At 71.2% G+C, this 15423-nt stretch carries 13 protein-coding genes; 8 read left to right on the top strand and 5 right to left on the bottom strand.

Features of this window, described 5'->3' with window-relative positions; all coding sequences use genetic code 11:
• Positions 1 to 85: 85 nt before the first annotated feature.
• The 3 genes from OG714_RS53520 (at position 86) to OG714_RS53530 (ending at position 4315) form a co-directional block, all read left to right on the top strand.
• Positions 86 to 1606 (top strand): MFS transporter, encoded by a 1521-nt coding sequence (locus OG714_RS53520; RefSeq protein WP_406117759.1) that lies wholly within the window; start codon positions 86 to 88, stop codon positions 1604 to 1606.
• Between the two features lie 218 nt (positions 1607 to 1824).
• Positions 1825 to 2748, top strand: coding sequence for an RNA polymerase sigma-70 factor (locus OG714_RS53525; protein WP_406117758.1), 924 nt, complete (start codon positions 1825 to 1827; stop codon positions 2746 to 2748).
• Positions 2749 to 2908: 160 nt separating this feature from the next.
• Positions 2909 to 4315 carry an MFS transporter gene (locus tag OG714_RS53530; protein WP_406117756.1) on the top strand — a complete coding sequence of 469 codons (1407 nt, stop codon included), beginning with the start codon at positions 2909 to 2911 and terminating at the stop codon, positions 4313 to 4315.
• A gap of 63 nt (positions 4316 to 4378) precedes the next feature.
• Here the strand turns inward: OG714_RS53530 and OG714_RS53535 are convergent, their stop codons facing one another.
• Entirely contained in the window at positions 4379 to 5284 is a 906-nt protein-coding gene (locus tag OG714_RS53535; protein ID WP_406117754.1) for an aromatic prenyltransferase, read from the bottom strand.
• A gap of 675 nt (positions 5285 to 5959) precedes the next feature.
• On the opposite strand from OG714_RS53535, the gene OG714_RS53540 reads away from it, so the two are divergent.
• The 3 genes from OG714_RS53540 to OG714_RS53550 all read left to right on the top strand — a co-directional run bounded on the left by OG714_RS53540 (position 5960) and on the right by OG714_RS53550 (position 8713).
• Entirely contained in the window at positions 5960 to 7189 is a 1230-nt protein-coding gene (locus OG714_RS53540) for a DUF6851 domain-containing protein (protein ID WP_406131663.1), read from the top strand.
• Between the two features lie 87 nt (positions 7190 to 7276).
• On the top strand, positions 7277 to 7633 hold the full coding sequence (locus tag OG714_RS53545; RefSeq protein WP_406117751.1) for a hypothetical protein: 357 nt from the start codon (positions 7277 to 7279) through the stop codon (positions 7631 to 7633).
• A 369-nt stretch (positions 7634 to 8002) separates the two neighbouring features.
• Entirely contained in the window at positions 8003 to 8713 is a 711-nt protein-coding gene (locus tag OG714_RS53550) for a sigma factor-like helix-turn-helix DNA-binding protein (protein WP_406117750.1), read from the top strand.
• A gap of 175 nt (positions 8714 to 8888) precedes the next feature.
• Here the strand turns inward: OG714_RS53550 and OG714_RS53555 are convergent, their stop codons facing one another.
• The 3 genes from OG714_RS53555 to OG714_RS53565 all read right to left on the bottom strand — a co-directional run bounded on the left by OG714_RS53555 (position 8889) and on the right by OG714_RS53565 (position 12379).
• A complete protein-coding gene (locus OG714_RS53555) occupies positions 8889 to 10169 on the bottom strand; it encodes an NAD(P)/FAD-dependent oxidoreductase (protein ID WP_406117749.1) in 1281 nt (426 codons plus the stop codon).
• A 207-nt stretch (positions 10170 to 10376) separates the two neighbouring features.
• Positions 10377 to 11984, bottom strand: a complete 1608-nt coding sequence (locus OG714_RS53560) for a cation acetate symporter (RefSeq protein ID WP_406117748.1) — start codon at positions 11982 to 11984, stop codon at positions 10377 to 10379.
• Complete coding sequence (locus OG714_RS53565) at positions 11981 to 12379, bottom strand: DUF485 domain-containing protein (protein WP_406117747.1); 399 nt, start codon at positions 12377 to 12379, stop codon at positions 11981 to 11983. Before OG714_RS53565 ends, OG714_RS53560 begins: the two co-directional genes overlap by 4 nt.
• Before the next feature lie 693 nt (positions 12380 to 13072).
• Between OG714_RS53565 and OG714_RS53570 the strand changes: the two genes are divergently transcribed.
• Positions 13073 to 13282 carry a hypothetical protein gene (locus tag OG714_RS53570; protein ID WP_406131678.1) on the top strand — a complete coding sequence of 70 codons (210 nt, stop codon included), beginning with the start codon at positions 13073 to 13075 and terminating at the stop codon, positions 13280 to 13282.
• A gap of 434 nt (positions 13283 to 13716) precedes the next feature.
• On the opposite strand, the gene tnpA is transcribed toward OG714_RS53570, so the two are convergent.
• Positions 13717 to 14145: an IS200/IS605 family transposase gene (gene tnpA / locus OG714_RS53575; RefSeq protein ID WP_406131677.1), complete on the bottom strand. Its 429-nt coding sequence runs from the start codon at positions 14143 to 14145 to the stop codon at positions 13717 to 13719.
• Positions 14146 to 14196: 51 nt separating this feature from the next.
• Here tnpA and OG714_RS53580 point away from each other — a divergent pair, with 51 nt between their 5' ends.
• Positions 14197 to 15411 (top strand): RNA-guided endonuclease InsQ/TnpB family protein, encoded by a 1215-nt coding sequence (locus OG714_RS53580; RefSeq protein ID WP_406117746.1) that lies wholly within the window; start codon positions 14197 to 14199, stop codon positions 15409 to 15411.
• The last annotated feature ends 12 nt before the right edge of the window (positions 15412 to 15423 follow it).

Consider the following 15423-nt stretch of genomic DNA (forward strand, 5'->3'; position numbering starts at 1 on the left):
CCGCCACCCCGTGTCTCGTCCTAGGGGCGAGGCATCGAGCCCGTTCGCCGAAAACGCCGGACCACGGAACAAGGAGAAGATGATCATGGCAGCACAGAGCGCAGCCGCCGCGGCTGGGCCGAGCACGGGGGCGGCCGCGGACGCACGGCGGCGGTGGCTGATCGGCGCCGTCATCTGCACCGCCTATCTGATGGTCGGCCTCGACCTGACCGTCATGAACATCGCGCTTCCCTCCGCGCAGCGGGCCCTGGACTTCGGCAACGCCGACCGGCAGTGGATCGTGACCGCGTACGCGCTGCCCTTCGGCGGCCTGCTGCTGTTCTGCGGACGGCTGTCCGACCTGATCGGCCGCAAGCGGGCCTTCCTGATCGGCCTGCTGGGCTTCGCGGCCGCCTCCGCGGTGGGCGGCGCCGCGACCAACTTCGAGATGCTGGTGACGGCGCGGGCCTGCCAGGGCGCGTTCGCCGCGCTGCTGTCGCCGTCCTGCCTGGCCCTGCTGGCCACCACGTTCACCGACCCCAAGGAACGGGCCAAGGCCTTCGGCGTCTTCAGCGGCGTCGTGGCCAGCGGCTCGGGCGTGGGCCTGATCATCGGCGGTGCGCTGACCTCCGGCCTGAGCTGGCGCTGGTGCATGTACGTCAACCTGCTGCTCGCCGCCGTCGCGTTCTTCGGCGGCATGGCCCTGCTGCAGGACCAGCCCAAGTCGGACGCCCGGATGGACATCCCGGGAGTGCTGCTCGCGTCGGTCGGGATGTTCGGCGTGGTGCTGGGCTTCTCCAACGCGCACAACGGCTGGGGCGAGACCTCCACCTGGGGCTTCCTGGCCCTGGGCGCCGTCCTGCTGATCGCCTTCGCGATCTGGCAGACGCGTGCCGCGCACCCGCTGCTGCCGCCCCGGATCGTCCTGAACCGCACCCGCGGCGCCGCCTACTTCACCGTGCTCCTGGTCGGCATCGGCTTCTTCGGCATCCTGATGTTCCTCGTCTACTACATGCAGACCATCCTGGGCTACTCGGCGATCACCTCCGGCTGCGCGCTGCTCCCGATGATCGCGATCACCCCGGTGGGCACCAGCGTGGGCGCGATCAAGCTGCTGCCGAAGTTCGGCCCGCGGCCGCTGATCACCGGCGGCCTGCTGATCAGCGCCGTCGGCATGGCCGGCCTGACCCGCATCGACGCGAACTCCGCCTACGCCAGCCACATCCTGGGCCCCGTGCTGCTGGTCGGCATCGGCATGGGCCTCATCTACGGCGCGGCGCTGAGCGCGGGCACCTCCGGTGTGGCACCCCAGGACGCGGGCATCGCCTCGGCGGTCATCAGCACCGGCCAGCAGCTCGGCGGCGCCATCGGCACCGCACTGCTCAACACGATCGCCGCCGCCGCCGCCACCGACTGGCTCGCCGGCCACGTCCAGGGCAGCCCGACCGTGCGGGAGCTGCACCTGGCGTCGATCCACGGCGACATCCGGGTGTTCTGGTGGTGCACCGCCCTCCTCGTCCTGGGCGCCGTCGTCTCCGCCCTGCTGCTGCGCGGCGGACCCCTGCCCGCACCGGCCGGCGCCGGCGCCCCGAAGCCGTCCGAACAGGCCCAAGCGGCCCGCTCCTGACGCACGCCCCCCTCACGGACGGGCCGTCGAAGCGGCCGGCCGCACCCGGGTCACCCCCGGGCACGGCCGGCCGCACCCGCCGTTCCCGCTCAAGACCCGCCACAGCCGTACTCGAGCACCGCTGGAGCGTGCGGGGCGCGCACGGACACCGCCCCTAGGGTGAAAACCGCCCCGGCACAGGCCCGGATCCACGCTCGGCACCACGGCAGGAGGTCACGGTGAGCCGGATCGAGGAGTTCGAGGAACTGCGCTCCCTGCTGTTCTCCATCGCCTACCGCATCCTGGGCAGCGTCAGCGAGGCCGAGGACGCGGTCCAGGAGACCTGGCTGCGCTACGACGCCTCCACGGCGAGCCCCACGTCGGTGAAGTCCTTCCTGTCCGCGGTGGTGACCCGCATCTCGATCGACGTGCTGCGCTCGGCCCGCGTACGGCGCGAGCAGTACGTCGGCCCGTGGCTGCCCGAACCCCTGCTCACCGACCCCTACCAGGACCCGGCCCGCTCGGCGGAGCTGGCCGACTCCGTGTCCATGGCGGCCCTGATCCTGCTGGAGCGGCTCTCCCCGCTGGAACGCGCGGTGTTCGTGCTGCGCGAGGTGTTCGCCTTCGACTTCCCGCAGATCGCCGCGGCGGTGGGCCGCTCGCAGAGCGCCTGCCGCCAGCTCGCGGTACGCGCCCGCCGGCACATGGCCGCCGAGCGCCCCCGTTTCGAGGCCGGCCGCCGCGAACGCGACGAACTCGCCGCCCGCTTCTTCTGCGCGCTGCGCGAGGGCGACGTGGAGGGCCTGCGCGACCTGCTCGCCGCGGACGCGCAACTGGTCGGCGACGGCGGCGGCAAGACCCCGCAGCTGGCCAGGGCGGTCAGCGGCGCCGGCAACACGGCCCGCCTGCTGGCCTCGGTCGTGCCCGCGCTCGTACGGGTGGAGGTGACGCTGGAGCCGCGCGAGGTCAACGGCCAGCCCGGCGCGATCTTCCGCGACCGCGACGGCCGGGTCCTCACCGCCTGGACCCTGGACGTCCTGGACGGACGCGTCCAGACGATCCGCTCGGTGACCAACCCCGACAAGCTCGCCCACCTGGGCCCGGTCGCCGACGCCTGGGCACTGAGCCGCGAGGCCAACCGCGCCCGCCGCGCCACACACTGACCACACCCCCCACGACCCGCCCCTGCGCCCTCGGCGCCCCCCTCTTTTTCTCCCCGCCCCTCCGCACCCGCGGAGGGGCGTTCTGCTGCCCGCACACCTTCCCCCCGCCCTCCTCATGTCTTCCCTTCATCTTTTCCCTCGCGACGAAAGGGGTCCGCCGGTGACCACGGATGCCTCGACCACGGACGCCTCGGCACGCCTGAGCCCCCAGCAGTTCATCGACCGCGGTCCGATGAGCCGCCGGCAGTGGCTCATCGTGATCCTGGGCCTGCTCATGATGGTGGCCGAAGGACTCGACGCCGTCGTCGCCGCCTTCGTCTACCCGAAGATCGAGAAACAGTGGGGGACCGGTGACGGCGCCGTCACCGCCACCGTCACCCTGAGCGTGCTGGCGATGGTCCTCGGCGGCGCGGTGGCCGGACCGCTCGCCGACCGGTACGGGCGCAGGGGCGTCACCGCCGCCGGCATCGCCGTCTTCGGCCTGGGCACGGCCGGCATGGCGCTCACGCACGGCATCGGCCCCTTCGCCGGGGTGCGGATCGTGGCCTGCCTGGGGCTGGGCGCGGTGCTGCCGACGATGATGGCCCTGGTCGCGGACTGGACCCCCGCCGCGCGCCGGGCCCAGATGGTCGCGCTGGCCTTCGCCGGGGTGACCGCCGGCACCACCGCCGGCGGCATCCTCTCCTCGCTCCTGATCCCCGCCCACGGGTGGCCCGTGCTGCTGACGGTGTGCGGACTCCTCCCGCTCCTGCTGATCCCGGCACTGCTCGTGTACGTCCCGGAGTCGGTGAGCGTGCTCGCCGCCCGCGGCCGGCCGCCGGCGCAGGTGCGCGCGGCGCTGCGTGCCGCCGTCGCCGGCCGGGACCTGACCGGCGTGGACCTGGATCTGGACCGGGGGGAGACGGAGTCCCGGCAGCTCCCCGTCTCCCGGGCCGTCCTGTCCGGGGCGACGGCCCGCACCACGGTCCTGCTGTGGCTGTGCTTCCTGACGGGCCTGGGCGTGGTCGGCCTGATCCTCAGCTACCTGCCCCTGCTGGCCGAGCGCGCGGGCCTGACGTCCGCACAGGCCGGCATCGCCGTCGCGGCGTTCGGATGGGGCGGCCTGGCGGGACAGCTCGCGGTCTCCTTCGTCCTGCGGCGCTTCGACCGGTTCGCGGTGCTGGCCGCCCTGTGGACAGCGGGCGCACTGGGCCTGGCGGCCGCCGGCCTGTGGGCGCCGCAGTTCGCCGCGCTGCTGGCCGGGGCGTTCGTCCTGGGACTGTGCCTGCCGGCCGCCAACTCCGCGCTGCAGGTGATCGCCGCGCTCGCCTACCCGCCGTCCGCCCGCGCCACCGGCATCAGCTGGGCCAACAGCGCCGGCAAACTGGGTCCCGTGCTCGGCGCCCTGGCGGGCGGCCTGATGGCCCAGGCCGGCTGGAGCCTGGGCACGGTACTGACCGTCCTCGCCCTCCCCCTCGCCCTGTGCCTGCCGGCCGTACGCGCGCTGCGGGCCCGCGGCCGGGACCACCGGGCCGCCGAGCACACCGCCCCCCGCCCGCTGCCGGCCCCCGCACCCGGGCAGGTGTGAGCACACACGCGGCAGGCCCCGCACCCGGACCGGATGCGGGGCCTGCCTCATGTGCCCGCACCGTCACGTGCGGCCGAGCAGCCCCTTCGCCTCCACGGAGCCCTCGCTGATCTGGTAGTACGTCTGGAGCTTGAAGTACTCCCCGCCGGCGTACGACGCCACGTTGTACAGGCCCTTGCCGACCGCGCCGTAGGTGTGGGGGGCGTTCCGCGCGAACCCGGCGACCCGCGGGTCGACGTCGAAGCGCTCGGGAAGCTCGCGGACGTCGGGCAGCAGCGCGGCGAAGGTGATCCGCTGGATCGCGGGGGAGTCCCAGCTCAGGGTCGTGTAGATGCCGCCGGCCTGCGCGGCGTGCGCCAGCATCGCCGCGCTCGGCTCCGGCAGCCCGATGTCGCGCATCATCGCGCGCACGGTCTCCGGCTCGCGGCAGGCGGCGGGGGCCCCGAGGAAGTAGACGTTGACCGTCCTGCTCGGGTAGTCGATCCCGACCATGCTGATCTTGTCGTCCAGGCCGTAGCGGGCGTAGAAGTCGCGGTTGCCGCCCAGGCTCGGGGGCATGGAGGGGACCTCGGCGAGATCCGACAGCTTCTGCAGGTCCTCGACCGGGAAGAACGTCCAGGTCTTCTTGAAACCGCCGACCAGCCCGAAGTCGGCACCGTGGCAGGGGATCGGGAACCGCTCCTCGAGGTCGGCCAGCAGCGACCCGACGGGGTGCTCCGTCTTCTCGGTCAGCGAGTGCGCCACCGCGTGCGCGTACGGGTCGAAGCCCCGGGGGAACGCCGTGAAACGGCAGTCGAGGTCACCCGTGTCGCGCGTCGCCACCCGGAAGGCGATCACGGCCTGCGGGATGAGGGGCGCGTAGGCGTCCAGGATGGGCCAGACCCGGTCGCGCGAGGGAGTGATGTCCAGCAGCCCGGCCGTTTCCTCCATGACGGAGTAAAGACTTTCCAGCTCCGCTGTCCCGCTCATTCGTCTTCCTCCAGTGTCACCGTCAATGACCATATCGATTTCCGTATCGATATCTATATCGATGTCCGCGCACAACCGGGGCGGATCATCCGCACACGGCGCCGGTACCGGCGTCTGTATCGGCACCGGCAGAAAGCACGTCCCGGGCCGCCGCTCCATCGAAGCATCGACGCCGGAAACTCGGCCTGTCAAGATATTGGCTAATCTTTCCCACCGATATTCTGCAGGGCCGGTAAATGCAGCGGATTTCCACCGGGCCTCGAGCGGCCGCGGTTACTCTCCATGGGGTGAAATGCGGGATTCCCGGACGGAATTCGCGACGCAGGTGAACAGCAGCCCGCCGGATCTCCGCACAGAAAGGCCCGCCCCGCCCCCGGACCGCAGCGTCCTCTTCACCGCAGCGCCCTCTCCAAGGAAAAGGACACACCCCATGACGACGTCCGGCCCCGCACCCGCCGCCCCGGCCGCACCGGCTGCGCCTCCCGCCCCGAAGGTCGCCTTCGACTTCGACAACGGCAACTTCATCCGGGACCTGATCACCACCAACGGCGGCGGCGGCTTCCCCCGGCCGAGGCCATCGCCCCCGGCGACACCCCCGTCTACACCTGGATCACCCTCCAGTTCCAGACGGCCTGGTTCGACGCGCTGGCGCCCTACCACCCCACCGCCCTGGGCGTGCACTCCCGCATCGCCCGCCGCCCCGCCGCCGAGTCCGCCACCAACCGCAACAAGAACATCGCCGGCCTCCACGCCTCCTACCAGGTCGTCAAGGCCGTCTTCGAGGAACGCGCCCCGGTCATGCGGATGGCGATGACCGCGTTCGGCCTGGACCCCGACGACGACTCCCAGGACCCCACCACCGCGGTCGGCATCGGCAACACCGCCGGCAAAGCCGTCGTCGCCGCCCACCACGACGACGGCATGAACCACCGCGGCGACCACGACGGCCGCACCTACAACGCCCTGCCCTACGCCGACTACACCGGCTACACCCCCGTCAACACCGCCTACGAGCTGACCGACCCCACCCGCTGGCAGCCCGCGCTGGGACCCCACCAGCGCCGCGTCGGCGGCGGACCGGGCGACAAGGGCGTCTACACCGTCCAGCAGTTCCTCACCCCGCAGCTGCGGCTGGTCACCCCCTACACCTACAAGGACCCGGCCGCCTTCCCCCTCGCCCCGCCCGCCCACCTCGACCCCGCCGACCCCGGTGCCTACCGGCGCGCGGTCGACGAGGTCCTGGACGCGTCGGCCCGCCTGAGCGACGAGCAGAAGGTGAAGGCGGAGTTCTTCGAGCACTCACCGGTCTCCCTCACCTGGGCGCCGCGCGCCGCCGCCCTCGCCCACGACCTGGACCTGGACGGCTGGGCCCAGCTGTTCCTCACCACCGCCCTGGCCCGCTTCGACAACCTGATCGCCGTCTGGCACCACAAGCACGCCCACGACGCGGTACGGCCCCCCAGCGCGGTCCGGCACGTCCACGGCCACACCCCGGTGGCCGCCTGGGGCGGCCCCGGCCGGGGAACCGTCACCGACCTGCCCGCCAACTTGTGGAGCGGCTACCTGCCCCAGGGCAGCCACCCCGAGTTCCCCTCCGCGTTCACCGCCCTGTGCTCCGCCCAGGCCCAGGCGGCCCGGCGCTTCCTCGGCGACGACGTCCTGGACTGGACGCACGCCTTCCCGGCCGGCACCGCACAGACCGAGCCGGGCCTGGTGCCCGCCGGCGACCTGAAACTGACCTGGGACACCTGGACCGACTTCGAGAACGACTGCGCCGCCAGCCGGGTGTGGGCGGGCGTGGCCTTCCCCGGGACGACACAGCGCTCCATCCCCTTCGGCGCCCAGTTCGGCGACCTGGCCCACGACTTCGTGCAGCGCCACATCAGCGGCGACACCGAGGACTGACCCGCCCACCGCCGCCCCGCCCGCGGCCGGGGCGGCGGTGCGTGCGGCTCCCCGGAGCAGGAGAGACCCACCGACGGAGGACAGCCGATGAGCGCCGCCCCGCCCGCCCCGCAACGGCCCGCACCCGCCGCCGAACTGGTCTCCCGGGCCTGGACCGAGGCCCTCGCCATGACCTCCGCAGACCCCCACCCCGGCCCCGGCTCAGGCCCCGGCTCTCGCTCCGGTTCTGACGGCAGGGCAGACCCCGGCTGCCCGGGGCCCGGTGAGCTGGCGGCCCACGCGCTGCGGGCCCACAGCGCACTGGCGCAGGGCCTGGGCCGGTGCATCCCGGTCACCGGCCTGAGCCCCGGCGGCGGAGGCGAAGTCCGCGCGCTCGCCGCCTTCCTCGCGGTCTACGCCGCCCACGACGAACACCCGGCGCCCACCCCCGACACGCCGTCCTGACCCCGGCCCCCGTGCGCACCCCACCCCCCGGCGCGCACGGGACACGCGGCGGCGGCCACCCCCCCCGAGGCCGCCCCGCACGGACCGCCGCGCCCGCCCGTCCCGCCCCCCCCGGCCGACGGGCGGGCGCGACGGTCCGCACCCCTCGATGCCCCTTCGATGCCCTTCGATGTCACGTGCGCCGGGACCGTCTCGTCTCGTGCACGGCAGGCGGCAGACGTGCGTGCGGCGCAGAGGACGGGAAACCGGTGCCGCCGCCGGACGCACGGCGGTGACGACGGCCCGCAGGGGGTCAGTGCTTCTCCCGCGGCGAGCACGGCGAGCAGGAGGCGGACACCGTCCGCCGTGTCCAAGAAGGGAGGGGCCCGGGTGAGCCGGACCGAAGAGTTCGAGGAACTGCGGCCGCTGCTGTTCTCGATCGCCTACCGGATCCTGGGCAACGCGAGCCGGGCCCGGGACGCCGTCGAGGAGACCCGGCTCGCCTACGAGAGTGCCCCCGCCGTGCCCGCCGCGCCCCGGGCGTTCCTGTCGGCCGAAGTCACCCGGATCGCCCGGGCCGCACAGCACCCGGCCCACGCCCCCCTCCAGGACCCGCCGCACCCGCAGCAGCAGCCGACCTCGGCCCCGGCGGCCCTGTCGCCGATGACGGCGGCAGCGGCCGTACTGCTCCTGGAACGGCTCGCCCCGCTGGAGCGCGCGGTCTTCGCCCTGCGGGAGATCTTCGGATGCGACACGGCACAGATCGCGGCGGCCGTGGGCTGCCCGCAGGCGGTGAGCCGCCGGCTCACCGCCTGCGTGACGCCGCCGGAGGGGCCCGGCGGCCCCGGCCCGTCCTGGCCCGACCGCATCACCGGCGCGGACCACGTCGCCCGGGTCCTGGCCGCGGTCGTCCCGGCCCTGCTGCGCATCGGCGTCACCATGAGGCCGCAGGACGTGGACGGCGGCCCCGGCGCTGTCTTCCACGACCGCGACGGCACGGCCCTGGGCGCCCTGGCGCTCGGCATCCTCGACGCACGGATACAGACGGTCCGCTGGGTGAGTGCCCCGAAGCACCCCGGCGGCCAGGACGCGGCAGCCTGACACCCCGGCCCGCCGCCCCGGTCCGCCGCCCGCCCCGCCCCGCCCCACTCCGGCTTGGCCTGGCCGGACAGCGCGGTGCGGCAGCCCCCGCTCCCGGGAACCGCCGCACCGTGCTGTCCGTGCCGGGACCCGCCGCACCCGCTTCTGCGGGCCCCGGTCAGGCCCCGGCGTCATGTCATACGCCGGCCGCGCCGGCCTGCGTGGCGTCGGCGACGAGGTCGTCGAGGTCGAGGTCGAACAGCCCGCCGGCCCGCCCGCTGAGCCCGGAGATCAGCTTCACGAAGTCGACCTGGGCGTCGTTCTCCTGGCCGGGGTCGTTGATCTCCTGGGCCAGGTTGAAATAGAACCCCTTGGTCTTCGAACGGTCGTAGAAGCCCTCCACGAACGTACGGATGTCGTGGAAGAAGTCCTGGTACGCGGTCGAGTACCGGTCGAGTGCCTTCTCCTCGATCCCCGGGGTCTGCAGGATCTTGTCGACGACCTTCGACAGCGTGCTGCCCGCCAGCGTCGCGAGCGCGACCCCGGTGGAGAACAGCGGGTCCACGAAGGCGGCGGCATCCCCGACCAGCACCCACCCGTTCCCGTGGAAACGCTCGTTCGTGTACGACCAGTCGCGCGCGGAACGGTAGCCGGCGGCCTGGGTCGCGTCCTTGAGGATGTCCTTCAGCTTGGTGGTCTGCGCGATCTCCGACTCGAAGAGGTCCTCCAGCGACTTGTCGCTCCCGCTGGCGACGTCCGACCGGGTCACGTAACCGACGCTGAAGACACCCTTGTCGATCGGGATGCCCCAGAACCAGCCGTCCCGGGTCCCCTCGATGAGGATGTTGCTCCACTCGTCGCCGGGCAGCCGGTGGCAGTTGTCGAAGTACGTCCACACCGCGACGTTGCGCAGCTGGTCGTTCCAGTTGACCGTGGAGAACTTCCGCCCCAGCACCCGCGCCTGTCCGGACGCGTCCACGACCAGACGGGCCCGGGCCTCGTGGGTGCCGCTCAGGCCGCGCAGGGCGTAGCGGACACCGACGACCCGGCCGTCCTCCTCCAGGGGCTCCTTCACCGTCGCGTCCTCCACGACGAACGCGCCCAGCTCCCGCGCCCGGTCCAGCAGCAGCGCGTCCAGGTCGGCACGGCGCGTGTGATAGGCGTACGGGATACGGCCGCCCGTGGTGAACGAGAAATTCCACGGAACCTCGTTGTTCCCCCACACCAGAGTCCCGCCGTATTTACGCTCGAATCCCTTGGCCTCCATGCGCTCGACCAGGCCGAGTTCCTCCATGGGCACCATCACGCCGGGAATCAGGGATTCCCCGACGTGATAACGCGGGAACCGTTCACGGTCGAGCACGAGAACACGGTGCCCGCGCTTCGCGAGAAGCCCCGCGGTGGTCGCACCGGCGGGCCCGCCGCCGATCACGATAACGTCGAAATCCTCAGTGACCCCAAAAAGAGTGGGCGACATGCGAGACCTTCCCCAGTCATGGATTCGGCCGTACCCGCGAGCCACGTGAATTCATCTCCCGCTCCCGCAGAGCACGTTCACACATCAGGGTGCGGCCGGCACACCGGCAATGTCATCGCCGAGATTGCTCAACGCGAAACACAGCGCTTCTGCAGCGGAACCCCGCCACACATGCAGGACACGCACCCCCCGGGTCCCCGGCCCGTGTCACCCGCTGCGGGGACGAGGCGGCCCGGCCAGCAGGACGGGCTCGACCGCCTCGTAACGGTTGCGTTCACGCGCCGCGGCCCTCCTGCCCGACAGCACCGTGCCGAGCACCCCGCACAGGAAACCCGCCGGCACCGACACCAGAGCGGTCGTCGTGAACGGGAACCAGTTGAAGTCGGCCTCGGGGAACGCCGACTGAGGAGAACCGGAGACGAGGTTGGTGCCGGTCATCAGGACCAGGACACTGAGGCTGCCGCCGATCAGTGTGCACAGCAGGCCGGCACGGGTGTAGCGCCGCCAGAACAGACCGAACACCAGCGCGGGCGCGATGGCCGAGGCGCCCAGACAGAACGAGACGATCGCCAGCGGCTGCAGACTGCGGTGCTGGGCCAGCACCGCCAGCGCGATCACCGGCACCCCCACCGCGAGCGCCGACAGCCGCGCCAGCCCCATCTCCCGCAACGGCGCCGTGCCCGCGCGGGCAAGGACGTCATGGGCCAGCGAATTCGCGCACGCCAGCGTCATGCTCGCCACCGACGCCAGCAGCGTCAGGAAGATCGCCGTGGTGACCGTGGTGAACAACAGCCCCTCCGCACGGGAGAGATCCGCCCCGAACGCGGCACGCGCCCCCAGCAGATACGCCGTGTTGCCCCGCGGATCCGCCGCCGCGACCTCCTTGCCCCCGATCAACGCGGTCGCCCCCACCGCCACGACGGTCATCACCGCCATGAACAGCGCGACCGCCGACACCGCCCAGGACATCGCACGCCGCACCTGACGCGTACTGCCCGCCGTGTACATCCGCATCGTGACGTGCGGCAGACAGGCACCGCCCAGCACGATCGCGCACTGCGTGCTCACCATGTCCAGGGCCGGATGCTCCCCGCCCGCGAACTGCAGGCCGTAACGCAGGTAGCCCGGCCCGGCACCGCTGTTCTGCGCGGCGCTCTGGAACAGGGTCTGCGGGCTCCAGCCGAAGGTGTGCAGGATGAGCGCGGCGACGACGAGCCCGGAACCGAGGAGGATCACCGTCTTCAGGATCTGGATCAGCGCGGTCCCGCGCATCCCCCCGATCGCCGCGTACGTGATCATCAGCGCGCCGGCCCCGACGACGCAGCCGGTGCGCATCGAACTGTCGTCGAAGCCGAGGACGAACGCCAACAGCTGCCCCACACCGGCCAGTTGCACCACCATCATGGGCACCAGCGCCGCCAGCGTGACCACACACGCCGTGATCCGCACCGCCCGCCCCGGCATCCGCCGCCCGAGCACGTCCCCCATCGTGAACCGGCCCGTGTGATGCAGCGGCTCCGCCAGCAGGAACATCAGCAGCAGCAGCGAGAGCAGCGTGCTCAGCGCCAGCACCACACCGTCGTAACCGCACAGCGCGATGATCCCGCCCACCGTCAGGACGGTGGCCGCCGAGATGTAGTCACCGGCGATGGCCAGCCCGTTGCGCAGCGGCGACAGGAACCGGTAGCCGGTGTAGAACTCGTCCAGGTCCTCCCGGTCGGGACCGGTGATCACACACAGCAGCAGCGTCAGCGTCACCACACTGCAGAACGCCACGAGCGACCAGGACTGCGCGGCGCCCTCGAAATCCGTCACGGCCGCCACTGCCCCTCACGGCCCTGACGCCGCACCCGGCGGGCGAGCGGATCCACGAACCGGCGCGCGGTGACCTCGTAGAAGACCACCGCCAGCCACGTCACCGGCAACTGCACCAGCGCCAGGAACAACCCGAACGGCAGCCCGCCCGGAGCAGGACGCGCCATCAGGGAGGGCACCTCCACGGTCAGCGCCAGAAAGACCGCGAAATAACCGAGCGCGGCGAACGCGGCCACCCGCCGCTGCCACCGGCACGCCCGCCGCAACAGCCGCAGATCCCGGTGCGGCCCGGTCCACGGACGGACCCGGCCCGTGGCCCACCCAGGCGCAACAGCGGAAGCATGCCGTCCGGCCCGATGCGGCAGCGGACGTAACTCGGAGCTGTCGGAAGACATCCCAAGATCTCCTAGAGGGTCGTGGGCCCCACAAGGCACGGACCGCAAAACCGCGGGGAAACGGCCCGGTCACCGCACGCTATGCGCCTCCCGCACCCGCCGCAGCACTTCCGGCGAACTCCCTGATGAACACCAGTACGACGCCCTGACCTCGGATGTTGCAGGTGAGGAGGAGGTGACGGGGGACCACGGCAGTGCCCTGTGGGCCCTGGACACGTCGAATCGGCCGGCACACCGGCGGCCGGTCCGTAACGCTTGTTCCCCAGCCGGCCGGGCCTGTCCGGTGCCGGTGTGCCGGATGACGACCGTTGCCCGACTGCCGGGCAGACACGCGGTGGCGACGGCTGTCTCGCCAGTGACGACGCGGGATCCGTTTCGACGCCAACGGCCGTGAGGGACCTCGTGTGTTTCCCACTTCGATGCCCAGCCGACCCTCATGCGGATGTCAGCTGTCCTCATTGATCGCAGTCTTGATCCGTTGACATAGCGCGAGGAAAAGCGGCGGCATCCTCTAAGAATGCCCAGTGCATCGGCGTGAGACGTCGCACCGGATACGGCTGGAGGTCAACGACGCAGATTCGGCCGACCTGTACGCCCTTTGCTGCCATTCCTGACCGACTGTGTCACTTCCTCACCGGTCGTTGACTACACCTGAATGAAGGGCATCTCTGCGTGGGGGAGAAGGTGCTGTTCGTGCTGACGATCAATGTGGCGGTGCTGCTGGCGGTCATCATCTTCTTCCGGCTGCGCCGCCGGACTCAGGCACGCAGCCGCAATGACGAACTGCTGACCGTGCTCATCGTCCTGGCCTTCGGCGTGCTCATCGCCCCGACAACGTTCGGGCAGGGAGTCGCCCACACCATGGGACAGATCGCCGACGGCATTACCCAGTCGGGCCATTGAGGGACGTGGCCTCCGGCATGATCTCGCTGTCGGGATGTTCGGCGGACGAACGAGCACGCACCGACACCAGATCCTTGCCCCCTTCACCCAGCCTCGTCGTCATCACCGAGCGGGAGCCTCCGAGAACGCCGCACACGAAGAGGCCGGTCCAGGGCTACTCGGACCGGCCGTGTCGTAGCGAGGCTCGTCACAACGACTGCGCCCTCATGCTCAACTCCCGCAGGGTGGCCTTGTCCAGGAGCGGTCCTTTTCCGATCAGCGGGTGGCGGGCTGGCGTGGGCTGATCGGTTTGGTGCTGGTGGGTGGTGGCGCTTCAGGCGGATGCTCCATCCCTTGATCTTCGCAGGGAATCCCGGCCTTCAGGCCGGGCGGGAATGCGATCCTTCGTCCGGAGGCGCGAAGCGCCGGACTTCTCTGCGCTTTCGTTCTGACGGTCAGACAGGCCGCTTCTGGTTATCGATGTAGTCCTTGACGATGCTCAGTGGTGCGCCGCCGCAGGATCCCGCGAAGTAGGACGGGGACCAGAAGACGGACCCGGTGCCGATCCGGTTGATCCGGCCGGTGTACTCCGCGCGCAGGTAGCGGGAGCTGACGCCTTTGAGGCTGTTGACGAGCTTGGACAGGGTGATCTTCGGCGGGTAGTGCACGAGCAGGTGGACGTGATCGCCTTCGCCGTTGAACTCGCGCAACTCGGCCTCGAAGGACTGGCACACGTCCCGCATGATCTCTTCGCAGCGTGTCAGCATGTCGTCGTTGAAGACCTCGCGCCGGTACTTCGTGACAAACACCAAGTGTGCGTGGAGGTTGTAGATGACGTGGTTTCCACGTCTGATATCGGGATCTGGTTCCCAGCGCGGTGATATACGCCAAGTTTAGTAGGATCGAGCGAACTCGACCGGAGGGGGTGGGCTGAGATGATCCGTGCGTACAAGTTCCTCCTGCGGCCCACCGTCCGTCAGGCCCAGGCACTGGCCGAGATGCTGCGGGATCACTGCTGCCTCTACAACGGGGCCTTGCAGGAGCGGCGTGACGCCTATCGCCACAGCTCGAAGACGAGCGTCAGGTACGGGATGCAGTCCGGGCAGCTCAAGGAGATCCGGGCGTTCGACCCGGAGCGTCAAGGGCGGTGGTCGTTCTCCTCGCAGCAGGCGACGCTGCGTCGCCTGGACAAGGCGATGCAGGCGTTCTTCCGCCGTGTCAAGTCCGGTGAGACGCCCGGCTACCCGCGCTTTCGCGGGGTGAACTGGTTCGACACGGTCGATTTCCCGAAGGACGGCGACGGCTGCCGGTGGGACTCCATCCCGCACGACCCCGTTAGCCGTGTCCGCTTCCAGGGCGTCGGCCACGTCAGGGTCAACCAGCACCGCGCCGTGGCCGGCCGGGTCAAGACCGTGTCGGTCAAGCGCGAGGGCCGTAAGTGGTTCGTCGTGTTGACCGCCGAACAGGAACAGCCGGAGCCGCTGCCCGCGACCGCCAGCGTGGTCGGGATCGACCTGGGCATCGCGAACTTCCTCGCCGACTCGAACGGCGACTTCGTCCCCAACCCGCGCCACGGGCGCAAGGCCGCCGCGAAACTCGAAGCCGCACAGCAGGCCCTCTCCCGGTTCCCGCGCCGCCAGGCCAAGGACCGCACAGCCAACCACCAGCGCGCCGTGGACAAGGTTGCCCAGCTCCACGGCAAGGTGCGGCGCCAGCGCCTCGACCACGCACACAAGACCGCCCTCGGCCTGGTCCGCGCACACGGCTTCATCGCGCACGAAGACCTCAAGATCCGCAACATGAGCAAGGCCCCCGCACCCAAGCCCGACCCCGACCAGGCGGGCGCCTTCCTGCCGAACGGGGCCGTGGCGAAGGCCGGGCTCAACAAGTCGATCCACGATGCCGGTTGGGGGGTGTTCCTGACGATCCTGCATGCCAAGGCTGAAAGCGCCGGACGGGAAGTGATCGCCGTGGACCCCCGCAACACCTCCCGCACCTGCCCCGAATGCGGGCACACCGCCAAGGAGAACCGGCCCACACAGGAAAAGTTCCACTGCGTGGCCTGCGGCCACACCGCGCACGCCGACACAGTCGGAGCCACCAACGTTCTACGGGCCGGGCTGGTCCGTCGCAACGCCAACCCGGCATAGCGAGAAGCCCCC

This window comes from Streptomyces sp. NBC_00989 (genome assembly GCF_045162655.1).
GTDB lineage: Bacteria > Actinomycetota > Actinomycetes > Streptomycetales > Streptomycetaceae > Streptomyces.

Bases quoted from the DNA above. Each gene is read 5' to 3' on its own strand.
- OG714_RS53520 (WP_406117759.1), top strand. From the start codon at position 86: ATGGCAGCACAGAGCGCAGCCGCCGCGGCTGGGCCGAGCACGGGGGCG.
- OG714_RS53535 (WP_406117754.1), bottom strand. From the start codon at position 5,284: ATGAGCGGGACAGCGGAGCTGGAAAGTCTTTACTCCGTCATGGAGGAA.
- OG714_RS53545 (WP_406117751.1), top strand. From the start codon at position 7,277: ATGAGCGCCGCCCCGCCCGCCCCGCAACGGCCCGCACCCGCCGCCGAA.
- OG714_RS53555 (WP_406117749.1), bottom strand. From the start codon at position 10,169: ATGTCGCCCACTCTTTTTGGGGTCACTGAGGATTTCGACGTTATCGTG.
- OG714_RS53565 (WP_406117747.1), bottom strand. From the start codon at position 12,379: ATGTCTTCCGACAGCTCCGAGTTACGTCCGCTGCCGCATCGGGCCGGA.
- OG714_RS53580 (WP_406117746.1), top strand. From the start codon at position 14,197: ATGATCCGTGCGTACAAGTTCCTCCTGCGGCCCACCGTCCGTCAGGCC.